7 protein-coding genes are annotated in these 11,363 nt (G+C 64.4%); 5 read left to right on the top strand and 2 right to left on the bottom strand.

Annotated features, from left to right (window positions below; translation table 11 throughout):
* The first annotated feature begins 691 nt into the window (after nucleotides 1-691).
* The 4 genes from EB836_RS08095 to EB836_RS18160 all read left to right on the top strand — a co-directional run bounded on the left by EB836_RS08095 (nucleotide 692) and on the right by EB836_RS18160 (nucleotide 6,201).
* Nucleotides 692-3,016, top strand: coding sequence for an HNH endonuclease signature motif containing protein (locus EB836_RS08095; RefSeq protein ID WP_135539238.1), 2,325 nt, complete (start codon nucleotides 692-694; stop codon nucleotides 3,014-3,016).
* Between the two features lie 201 nt (nucleotides 3,017-3,217).
* Nucleotides 3,218-4,306: an MsnO8 family LLM class oxidoreductase gene (locus tag EB836_RS08090; protein ID WP_135539236.1), complete on the top strand. Its 1,089-nt coding sequence runs from the start codon at nucleotides 3,218-3,220 to the stop codon at nucleotides 4,304-4,306.
* A gap of 470 nt (nucleotides 4,307-4,776) precedes the next feature.
* Nucleotides 4,777-5,868, top strand: a complete 1,092-nt coding sequence (locus tag EB836_RS08085) for a C40 family peptidase (RefSeq protein ID WP_240689716.1) — start codon at nucleotides 4,777-4,779, stop codon at nucleotides 5,866-5,868.
* Between the two features lie 159 nt (nucleotides 5,869-6,027).
* Nucleotides 6,028-6,201, top strand: a complete 174-nt coding sequence (locus tag EB836_RS18160) for a hypothetical protein (RefSeq protein WP_167854397.1) — start codon at nucleotides 6,028-6,030, stop codon at nucleotides 6,199-6,201.
* A gap of 33 nt (nucleotides 6,202-6,234) precedes the next feature.
* Here EB836_RS18160 and pepN read toward each other — a convergent pair whose 3' ends face one another.
* Nucleotides 6,235-9,294, bottom strand: a complete 3,060-nt coding sequence (gene pepN, locus EB836_RS08080) for an aminopeptidase N (RefSeq protein WP_135539234.1) — start codon at nucleotides 9,292-9,294, stop codon at nucleotides 6,235-6,237.
* A gap of 85 nt (nucleotides 9,295-9,379) precedes the next feature.
* Between pepN and EB836_RS08075 the strand changes: the two genes are divergently transcribed.
* On the top strand, nucleotides 9,380-10,531 hold the full coding sequence (locus EB836_RS08075) for an FUSC family protein (RefSeq protein ID WP_135539233.1): 1,152 nt from the start codon (nucleotides 9,380-9,382) through the stop codon (nucleotides 10,529-10,531).
* Between the two features lie 77 nt (nucleotides 10,532-10,608).
* On the opposite strand, the gene EB836_RS08070 is transcribed toward EB836_RS08075, so the two are convergent.
* Nucleotides 10,609-11,352, bottom strand: coding sequence for an XRE family transcriptional regulator (locus EB836_RS08070; protein WP_240689714.1), 744 nt, complete (start codon nucleotides 11,350-11,352; stop codon nucleotides 10,609-10,611).
* Nucleotides 11,353-11,363 lie beyond the last annotated feature (11 nt).

Raw genomic sequence — 11,363 nt, 5'->3', positions numbered from 1 at the left:
CGCGACGGCGTCGGCCTTGAACTCCGAGGTGAACTCTCTGCGGGGCCGCCGCGGGGATTGGTTGGTAGTCATGTGCAGCAGTTTCCTTTCATCGGGTTCTGCTGTCTACTCAAATCATGACACCCCAGTTTGATGCCAACTTGAGTGTGGTCCTCTTGTTCTCCGGTGCGCAAGACAATTTGCAGAAACGGCAAACTCTGCGATGCATGTGACCGTGAGCCAACGGGAACATCGCGCGGCTCGCACCGGGAAGCGACTGGTGGAAGCTCCTGCGGCGGGGCCGCGGCTGGATGGGTACGGGGCGGTTGCTGTGGTTGGCGAGATGCGGAGCGGTTGCTGTGGCTGGATGGCTACGAAGCGATTGCTGTGGTTGGCGGCTGGGGTTCTCATGTCAGGAGCGACCCGTAGGCTGAAGCCACTCGCTCGACGGTGGACCATGGCAATGGGCGGTCATGAGCAGCAACGGGCGACGGTGAGCAGCGGCTGAGGTGAAATGACAGCAAGATCCACGAATCTCAGGTCTCACGACTGCTTCGCACATGAACATCGCTGACGCGTTTGAAATCGGACATACTCGAACATCAAGAAAATAATCTCAAATAAATCGTACTTAACTATGGACTCCGTTCGATTCCGGGATTAGAATATAAGTAGCCGAAGACATCAACGATGATGAACGGACACAGAGAACATGGCTCTCATCCCCGACCGTAGGCACGAAAATCAGAGCGACGATGCAGCTCAACCAGCTGCCTCTGACGCGCACAAATCCGATTCCCCAGCACCCACACCCCCTGGAGAGAAGAGCACCTCCGGCCAGACCTATCGGGAGCTTCTTGAGCAGGCCGGTCTCGACCTGACCGGACACCCGCTTGCCGACCGCTTCGATGCCATCGCCGAAGAGCCGGATGAGTCCGATCCCGACGACGCAGCCTCGGCCTCGAGCCAGTCGACGCTGCAGGGAAGCGACTTCCGCGAAGGAGAAGGTCTGTGGACACGCAGGCGCAGCCGACCCCAGACCGAAGCGGAGGTCAAAGCGTGCATCGAGGAGATCGAAGCGCGCCAGGCTGCGTGGATGAAGAAGAAACGCGAAGAAGGGGAGACCCCAGAGCAGCGTGCAGCGCGAGAAGAGCGCGAGGCGCGTGAGGAGCTCGAAGCGGAGCGGCTTCGGGAGGAACTCGAGCGCGAAAGCGCGGAATTGGACGCTCGTTTCGCGCGGTTCGACGAACAGAAGCTGCGAGAACAGGAAGCCGATCTCGCGGCGGAAGCGGAGCGCGCCGAGCGACACAGGGCCGTGGCAGAAAGCCTGGCGGTGGAGAACGCAGCGGTTGAGGCCACGGGAGCCGAGGACACAGGGACCGTGAACTCCGGCGGGGCAGCGCACCCGCACCCTCTGCTCGACGACTATCGCTGGTCGGACCTCAAACACATTGCTCCTGAAGTCACCGACAGCGCCGAAATGCTGCAGAGCCTGCTGGGCGAACTCCATGATTTCACCCGTCCCATGGGTCCTGACGACGCCGTGATCATGCTCGACGGCCTTGAGACGCTCAATCGCCTGACCGAATCGCTGTCGGTCGTCACACTGTCGATATTCGAGCGGGTCGGGACTCCCCGCGACTACGGAGCCAAGTCGACACGGGCGCTGGTCCAGCACCGCCTGAACGTGTCCTCCCAGGAGGCCTACCGCCGCACCCACCTTGCCGAACACCTCGGTAAGCGCACTGCCATGAGCGGAGAATCGATCGAGCCTGAGTTCCCGACGCTATCGGCGGCTCTGCGCGATGGCATCCTGTCCTCCAACCAAGCGTCGACGATCATCAAATGCCTGAAGAGTCTGTCGCCGAGGATCTCCGAAGACGATCGGCTCAAGGCCGAACGCCTGCTCGTGGAGAAAGCGCCGTCCGTCCGTGTGCGCGACATCCACGCTCTCTTCGAGGAGATCCTCGGCTGGATCGACCCCGACGGGCAGGAACCCAAAGACACAATCGACCGGGAGGACTTCAACGTCAACCTGCGCCAGCTCAAGGACGGAACCTGGACTCTCAAGGGTCGCCTCGACGCAGAGACCGGTGGAGTCCTCAACGGGCTGCTCACTTCGCGGATCAAAACCGACGACAAGTCGGACATCGACAACGACGGGCAGGCCACCGGAGGCGACGACGCGACGTCCAACGACGACGCCACCGACACCGACAACGACGGCGTCACCGAGACCGACAACGGCGGCGTCGCGACCGGAGGCGACGCCGACACACCCGACAGCGACCAGTCCATCGTGGACACCTTCACCGAGGTTCTGCGCGGAGACCGCTCCGATTGCCGAGACCCCTCGCTCGACTTCTCGCCGCCGCAGGTCAGCGAAACCGGAGAAGCCCCCAAAGGAGCAGGAGTGCGCGAAGACGGCTCACTAGTCTCAATGGCCGAACAGCAGCCGAGCGTGCGTCGCCGCATCTACGAACGCTTCTCCAGTCTCATCGGCGGAATCGAGATGAACCGCATCAAGGCCGGCGCTGCCTACGCCCTGGTCGTCACGGCCAAGGCCGAGGACCTTGCCAAGCAGACCGGCAAAGCGGTGACCGGAGCCGAAGCGCCATTCCCGATCACCTCTGCGGCACTCGAAGGGCTCAACGGCTCGGTCTTCTTTCACCTCATGGGAGAGAAGGCCAAGTCGATGGCGCTGGCAACCGAACGACGATTGGCAACTGAGAAACAGCTGGCTGTCCTCGCCAGTCGCGACCAAGGATGCACCTTCCCCGGATGCGACACTCCTCCCGGCTGGTGCGAAGCCCACCACATCGTCCCGTGGGCCGACAAAGGCAAGACCGACGTCAACAACCTCACCTTGGTCTGCTCGGCTCACCACCACCTGATCGACAAATCCGATTGGTTCTGCATAACGCTCTTGGATGGGCGACCGGCGTGGGTGCCGCCGGCTTCATTCGACCCCGAAAGAAAACCGATCCTCCACGCCCGCTTCATCGCGCGCGAGATCGGAGAGACCCTCTTCGGGTGAGCGCCGGCGGCGAGTCGGCCGGACGCCTGCCTTCGCGTCGGCCGATATCCGCCCCGGGGGCGTTGCCGGAAACGGCGACCGCTGGACCGCTGGGCTGCTCGACTGCTCGTCCGCTCGACCACTCGAGTGCTCGTCCGCGCAGCCGATGTGTGCTCCTGCCCACGAGCGGAATGAACCCGCAGCGGACACTGTTGCTTCGATATGAAGCTTTCCATCCTTGACCTCATCCCTGTTCGCACGGGACAGACCACCGCAGACTCCTTTGCCGCGTCGAAGCAGATCATCGAAACTGCCGACAGGCTCGGGTTCACCCGCTACTGGGTTGCCGAGCATCACAACATGCCATCCATCGCATCGACGATGCCCGGGCCCGAGCTCATGTATCTCGGTCAGGGAACCGAACGCATCCGCCTCGGATCCGGCGGAGTCATGCTTCCCAACCACGCGCCCCTGGCCGTGGCTGAACTCTTTGCTCTGCTTTCCGCAGTCTACGGCGATCGTATCGACCTGGGAATCGGCCGGGCGCCCGGAACCGACCCGGTCACTTCTGCGGCAATGCGCGGCCACCTCGGTGAAGGACGAATGGTCGACCGTGAGGGCAACACCATCGATCCGGTGCAGCAGTTCCCTCAGCACGTCATCGATACCCTCAGCCTGATGCAGCCTGATGGGATGCGAGTTCCGCTGCACGGCGGACGCGAACATGTACTCAAAGCAACCCCCGCCGCGGTGCCCGGCACCCAGCCGCTGCCGTGGCTGCTCGGCTCCTCCGGGTACTCGGCTCGACTGGCCGCCGAACTCGGCATGCCCTACGTCTTCGCCAACCACTTCGCCTCCGGAGCAACGACCGGCATGAAGATCTACCGCGACAACTTCACCCCCGGCAGCTACGGAGACCAGCCGCAGACCTTCGTCACCGCCAACGTCGTCGTCGCACCCACCGAAGAAGAAGCCCAGTTGCGCTCGGAGCCATTCCTGCTCCAGATGTCGCGCCTGCGCACCGGAGGGCCCATGGAGAAACTGCACTTGGCAGGCGACGACGTCCGGTCGGTCATGACCGACCGTGAGCGGATGGTCGGCGAAGAACTGTCGACCAACTGGATCATCGGTGACCCGAAATCTGCAGCCGCGCAGCTCGAGGAACTCGCCGCGCGCTTCGAAGTCGACGAAATCATGATCCAGCCGATCGCCGGAGCAATGGAAGGCGAAGACGTGCGCGAAGATCCCGGTCGAATCGAGACGATCGAGCTCCTTGCCGCAGAACTGCTCGACACAGCAGCCGAAACCTGATTCCAGGACGAAACGGATGCAGCCTGAGGTTTTTCGCCGGTCGGCTCACGTCCCTCACGTCCGATGCTCTGTGCCGGTCGGTTCACCTCCCTCACCTCCGATGCCTTGCGCCCGACGGCTGATGCCTGGCCCCTGAAACTGTTGGACTTGTATTGACCGGAGCAGAGCCTCCTCAGCAGCTCGATCCGGTGGTATCCGGCGATTCGATGCGGGGCCGAAGTCTCGGCTCCGCATCGATTCGAGCAAGTGGGCTTCAAACCGCAGGCCGATCGCGTTATCCTGTCACAGTGTCATGAATGCTGGCCGTCATCAGACAGTCAGTAGAATTGTCACCGTGCTGTGACCCGAAGCCAGTGCGATCACCCTCTTGAGGGAGACCGCTCCGGCAGCGAAAGCAGTACGCCGAGGGCGCTCGCGCAACTTCGGAGACTTCCCCCAAGCGGGCCTGCAGCCCGCAGACCGAAAGAGAAATGATGCGTACCAAAATTGCTGTTTCGGCAGCACTTGGGGTCGGACTGGTTTTCGGCGCCGGTGCTCCCGCACTGTCGAGTAATCTGTCCTCGGCCGACGCCGCGAAATCATCAGGCATCTCGGCTGATGTCGTTCCCGGCCAGGAACTCGAACCGATCACCGACGGAAAGATCGAAAAGGGCGAAACGGCCTACGTCGATGTCACTGTGGCGACACTGTGGACCGACCCGAAGGCACCGCGCAAAGTGGACAAGCCTGCCCTCAGCCATCCGGTCGACCTCAAGAAGTGGAACAAGAACCTCAAATCCACCGAGGTGCGGCGTGGCCTGACAGGCAAGACCGAGACGCAGGCAACCTACGGTTCGGAAGTCACCGTCCTCGACATCAAGGGCAGCTGGGCCAAGGTCAGCGTCAAGGACCAGAAGACCCCGAAGAACAAGAAGGGATACCCCGGCTGGCTGCCGACGAAGCAACTGGTCGAGAACGACCGCTTCGGAAAGCTCCGCGATGCGCAGCCCCGCGCCGTTGTGACCACGCCCAAGAGCGAACTCGAAGGCATTGAGTTCACCAAGGACGCCGGAGCCGACGTCAGCTTCAACGTCGACCTGCCGCTCATCGCCCAAGACGTCGACGATGTTCGTGTCGCTCTCCCCGGGGGAGGGGCTGCCTGGATCGATATCGACGATGTTGACGTCTACGACGTCGGTGAGAAGCCTGAGAAGCCCAGCGGCAAAGACCTCGTGAAGACCGCGAAGCAGTTCGACGGCCTCCGCTACCTGTGGGCCGGAGTCTCCGCATACGGATTCGACTGCTCAGGATTCACCTACTCGATCTACAAAGCCCACGGCATCGACCTGCCTCGCGACTCGGGAGACCAGGCGAAGGCCGGCAAGGCCGTGTCGTCGTCGAACCTCAAGGCCGGAGACCTGCTCTTCTTCTCGACTTCTACGGGAACCGTCCACCACGTCGGCATGTACGTCGGCGACGGCAAGATGATCCACTCGCCGAACGCGTCGAAGGACGTCTACGTCACCGATTGGAAGAAGTGGGATACGGGCAACGAATTCTCCGGAGCCCGCAGGATCCTCTGACCCCGAAGCCAGCAGCCGGACGGTTCGGTGCTGCTGACAGGCTCACAGATGGCCGGTGCCCCGCGATGGGGCACCGGCCATCTGCGTCCATGTCGAGTGCACCGGTCTGCTGCGCAGGAAGCGCGCGGAGCTGGTGTCCATCGAACGCGCGCGGAACTGGTGCGCAACGAAGACACAGAACCGGTGTACAACGAACGCGCGGAACTGGTGTCCAATGAACGCGCGGAGCTGGTAGGCATCGAACGCGCGGAACCGGTGCACTTCCAACGCACGGATGTCATCGACGCTGGAGAGCGAACGGCCGCCTCGGCGAGAACAGCTGCACGAGCGTGAGCAGGAACCCGCGGCCCGCAGCGGACCCGTGGATCAGTGACGGGAACTCTGCGTCGACTTGAGGAAGACCGCGCGGGCCAGATCGTCGCGGCGTTCGATGACCAGACGGCGCAGAGCCGCGGGGGCACCCGGGTTGGCCGCCAGCCAGGCATCGGTCTTCTCTACGACGGCTTCCTCGTCGATCGACCACTTCGGGTAGAGACCGAGCACCAGGCGCCGAGCGATCTCGATCGAATTGTCCATCCAGAAACCGAGCAGACCCGCGAAATACGCGTCGACATAGCCCTCGATGAGCGGCAGCGCGCTCGGCGCGACGAACCCGGAGATGATGGCTGAGAGCACGTCATTGCTCAGCGCACCCGCCTCGCGGATGGCCTCCCAAGCGCGGATCTTGACGATCGGCAGAGGCAGCGCAGCACTGGCCGTCTCGGCATGGAGCCGGCCCGAAGAGCTCGGATCCGACTGGTTCTCCCGCGCGATGTCCGTCTGATCCGCCCAACCGAGGCATACGAGCGCCGTGAGAGCATTCCACCGCAGCGCATGATCGTTGACGAGACCGCGGAACGGCAGCGTCGCCGTCGAATGCACGGCGCCGCCGGAACTGCCGGCACCACCGGAACCGCCAGCACCACCGGCATCACCGGCGAAACCAGCGTCACCAGAATCACCAGCACCACCAGCATCGCCATCAGCCTGGACCGGAGCCTCCGGGTACATGCGATCGACTTCTTCGCCGACGGGCACGGCGAGGATCTGACTGGCGAATCCGCGCCCCATGGCCACGGCCGAACTGTCGCTCGCGCAACGCGCCGTCCGCGAGGTCAACGCCAGCACGAGGTTCGCCAAATGCAGCTGAGCGTCGGAACCGGCCTTCGCCGCGGCCAGAGCATCGAGCGCCGCTCCCAGCAGGCCGGTGATCGCGGCATCGAAATTCCGATCCGCCACCCACTGATCGATGCAGGTCAGAGCCGTCTGACTGAGCCCGGCCATGATCCCCGCATGGCTCTCCTTGCCGAGGCTGCGAGCATAGGCCTTGAGGTACTTCTGCACCGGCATGAGCCCATCGCGGACCGCATTGTCCAAAGCCGACCACACGAGGGCCCGCGACAGGGGATCGGTGATCCGTGACGCCGAGGTGACCGCCGCCTCCGTCGACTCTGGATCCAGGCGCACACGCGCATAGTCGAGATCGTTGTAGTTGAGCAGAGTGATCACACCGGCGCTGCGCCCGATGAGCGGCTCAACCTCGGCGGATTCCGTGGAGAACTCGAACCGGAACGTATCGAGCGGAACGATCTCCCGCCCCGACCGACCGAGCGTGGCGATCTCGAACGTATGCGGGCGCAGCAGCGCCGCACCCTCGGCCGAATCGGCCTGAGTGATGATCGCACCCGTGATCGTCTCCGACCCAGACCTTCGCCGAGGCGGCTCGACCGTGGACGCGGACGCCGAGTCAACGCCGGCACCGGCAGACCCGGAATCGTTCTCGACCGAACTCGCACCGGCTTGGCCGGCACCGGCATCGCCGGGGCCGCGCAGCCGGGCCCCCGTGCTCGAGGACACTCGCATTCGGGACCCCGTGCCATACGCATCAGCCCCCGCGCCGTTCGCGTCAGGCCGGGTTCCCACTCCTGCCGAGGAATCACCGGCCGACGACGCATCGGACGTGGTCAGCTGCAGGGACAGCTCGGACACCCCGGACGTGCCCAGCCACGCGCCCGCCCAGTTGGCGATGTCACGGTCGGGAGCCGCCTCGGCGAGGCATTCGAGGAAGTCCGCGAGCTCGGTGTTGCCGTACTCGAACCGCTTGAAGTACAAGCGGGATCCGGCGAAGAACGCCTCCCGGCCGACGAACGCAACGAGCTGCTTGAGCACGGACGCGCCCTTGGCATAGGTGATGCCGTCGAAGTTGAGCTTCGCGGCCTCGACATCGGGGATGTCGGCGACGATCGGGTGCGTTGTCGGGTAGAGGTCCTGCGTGTACGCCCACGCCTTGCGCCGCAGGGCGAAGGTCACCCAGCCGTCGGTGAAGCGCGTGGCCTCGGCGAGTGCCAGTCCGCCCATATAGTCGGCGAACGACTCCTTGAGCCAGAGGTCGTCCCACCATTTCATCGTCACGAGATCGCCGAACCACATGTGCGCCATCTCGTGGAGGATGACGTTCGCGCGCGATTCGTATTGGGCGTCGGTGACCTTGTCGCGGAAGATCAGGCTGTCGGTGAACGTCACCAGTCCCGGATTCTCCATCGCCCCGAGGTTGTACTCGGGGACGAAGATCTGATCGTACTTGCCCCACGGGTAGGGGTAGTCGAATTCGGAGGTGAAGAAGTTCAGGCCGGACTTCGTGATCGAGAAGATGTCGTCGGCATCGAGATGATCGACGAGGCTGGCCCGCGTCCACGCGCCCAGCTGCACCGTCTGCCCGGTGCGCGGATCCTTCCATTCGTCCCGCGCGCCCTCGTACGGGCCCGCGGTGATGCAGGTGATGTAGCTCGACTGCGGGAGAGTCGGCTCGAAATGGTGGGTGACGACTCCCGCCGAGGTGGAGTCACCGGTCTGTCCCGTGCGCGGTCCCGGCCCCGGTTCCGTGCTCGCCTCGCCGCGGTTCGACAGGACCTGGAAATGGGCGGGCGCGGTCACGGAGAAGATGAACTCGGCTTTGAGGTCGGGCTGATCGAAGTTCGCGAACACTCGCCGGGCATCGGTGGGCTCGTACTGCGTATAGAGGTAGACCTTGCCGTCGGCAGGATCGGTGAAGCGATGCAGTCCCTCGCCCGAAGTCGAATAGCGAGCCTGCGCCTCGATGGTCAGGCTGTTGCGGCCGGCGCGGACGGGGAACGTGACACGAGCACCGTCGAACACCTCGGCGGGAGGGAGCATCTCACCATTGATCTGCACAGAGGTGACGGAATCGGCGATGAGGTCGATGAATGTCGAATCGACGAAACGAGCGGTGAAATCGACGACGGTGCGGGAGAGGTAGGTCTGGTCATCGGTCTCGGCGTTGCTGACATCGATGTGAACGGTGTACGTATCGACTTCGAGCAGCTGTGTCCGATTCTGCGCTTCGTTTCGGGTGAGATTCGTTGTCATTCAATAGCCTCCTCGGCGGACAGACTTTAGCATGCCATATTTCCGGTACTCTGAGTACAGCACCGGCGAATGGCAGAGGGGACTGATGGCAGAGATTCGGGTCGGCGGACTGCCTCGGCGAGGGTTCGACGTCGTCTCCCATCGCCTGCGTCTGGGTCTCAAGCGCGTGTGGGTGAACTCCGGTCAGCTGATCCAGATCCCCATCGCCGCGACCGCCGCCTACACCTTCTGCGTCTATGTGCTCGGCCACCCGTACCCGTTCCTCGCCGCGGTCGCCTCCGCTGTCGGAATCGGCCCCGTCGCTGACCGCCGCCTGCGACGCGCCTTGGAGATCGGCATCGGCGCCACCTTCGGTGTGCTCGTGGGAGAGATGCTCGTCAACCTCTACGGTTCCGGCATCTGGCAGCTCGCGCTGACCCTGGTCATCGGGCTGGTCATCGGCACGATCCTCAACTCCGGCGGCATCTTCATCACCCAGATCGCCGTCCAATCCGTCTACGTCGTCGTGGTTCCGGCCACCGCCACGTCCATGCCGTTCCCTCGCACCCTTGATGCTCTGACGGGGTCGGTGTGCGCGATCCTGCTCGCCTTCCTCATCCCGCGCGACGCGAGGAAGGTCCCCAGGCGTCTGGCCGCGGACATGCTCGAGGAGATCGACGACGTCCTCACGATGATGAAACGCGCACTCCAGGACGCCGACACCTCCATGGCCGGCCGCGCCCTCGAACGTGCCCGCGAAACCCAGAACATCATCGACTCCTGGGGGTCATCGCTGCGGATCTCCCGCGAAGCCGCGAAGATCAACGCCCGCGCGCGCCGGCACGCCGCCGAGGTGACCCGACTCGCCCGCGCCCATACCTTCTCCGACCGCGCGATGCGCACCATGCGCGTGATCGCCCGCCGCGTTGTCGGCATCACCGAGCTCGGCGTCGACAAACCCGTCATCGCCGTTTACGTCGGTTCCTTGGCCGAAGGGGCCAAGAAGCTCGAGATCGCGCTGCGGCGCGGCACCGATCGCTCCCTCGCCGAGGCGGCCCTGTCCGAAGCGGCGGGCGCCCTGGATCCGCGTGCGAACTCCGATTGGGACATCCACGACGAATCCCTCGTCCTGCTCCTGCGCACCGTCGCCGTCGACCTGCTCCAAGCGGCCGGGCTGACTCGAGACGAGGCCCAGTCGCGGCTGCCGCCGCTGGACGATACGGCCGCCGAGGCCGACGAAGGCCCGATCGTCGAGTAGAAGGCGCACGTGCCTCGGCGACGGGTCGTCAGGGGGCGCCGGAAATCCGAGCCGGGCTCGGCCTGCGGTCCGATCCCTCAGGTGCTTTCGACGACGAAGACGGCGTTCGTGCCGGGTGCGAGTGCCGTGAAGCGATGCGGCTGGTCTCCGGGATGGGTGAGATAGTCGCCGACGCCGAGTTCGAAAGACTGCCCGAGCACCTCGATGCGCGCTGCCCCGTTGCCGAGGATGACGTGCTCGATCGTTCCCTGCGGGTGCGGTTGAGACTCCCTCGGCTCGCCGGGTTCGGCCTGGATGAAGTAGATGTCGCGTCGGGAGTGCGCCGGAGACGGTGACAGCAGCGTGGCCACATAGTTCGCCGTCGTCGACGGCAGGCTGGGCATTTCGCCGACGTGCTGCAGGGCCACTTCGTGCGGGGGCGGGTCGAGCAGGCGGGCCAAGGGGATGTCGAGTGCGGCAGCCAGCGCCCACATGGTTTCCAGGCTCGGATTGCCGGTACCGGTTTCGAGCCCGGACATCGTCGACTTGCCGATCCCCGCCCGCCGTGCGACCTCCGAAAGCGACAGCCCGGCACGAACGCGTTCGCGCTTGAGCGCGGCCGCGATCTGCTCACTCGGCGACAGTCCGGGTGCGGGATCTGCCGACCGACCGGCCGGCAGACCGGCCGACGCATCCTGCACATCGGCCTGCCCGTCGGCAGGCAGATCGGCCTGCGCACCGGCCGACGCATCCGGCAGATCCGCCGGAGCATCGGCCGACGGACGGGTCGACACATCGGCCGAGAGATCATCGGGCGTGGAGTCGTGGCGTCGAGAACTCATACGTTCACTAT

Source organism: Brevibacterium sp. S111 (assembly GCF_004745075.1).
GTDB lineage: Bacteria > Actinomycetota > Actinomycetes > Actinomycetales > Brevibacteriaceae > Brevibacterium.
The sequence above is the reverse complement of the archived record's forward strand: the minus strand, read 5'-3'. Positions and strand labels throughout refer to the sequence as shown.

Excerpts from the sequence above, each read along its gene's own strand:
- EB836_RS08070 (WP_240689714.1), bottom strand. The coding sequence starts at position 11,352 with ATGAGTTCTCGACGCCACGACTCCACGCCCGATGATCTCTCGGCCGAT.
- EB836_RS08085 (WP_240689716.1), top strand. The coding sequence starts at position 4,777 with ATGATGCGTACCAAAATTGCTGTTTCGGCAGCACTTGGGGTCGGACTG.
- EB836_RS08090 (WP_135539236.1), top strand. The coding sequence starts at position 3,218 with ATGAAGCTTTCCATCCTTGACCTCATCCCTGTTCGCACGGGACAGACC.
- EB836_RS08075 (WP_135539233.1), top strand. The coding sequence starts at position 9,380 with ATGGCAGAGATTCGGGTCGGCGGACTGCCTCGGCGAGGGTTCGACGTC.
- pepN (WP_135539234.1), bottom strand. The coding sequence starts at position 9,294 with ATGACAACGAATCTCACCCGAAACGAAGCGCAGAATCGGACACAGCTG.
- EB836_RS08095 (WP_135539238.1), top strand. The coding sequence starts at position 692 with ATGGCTCTCATCCCCGACCGTAGGCACGAAAATCAGAGCGACGATGCA.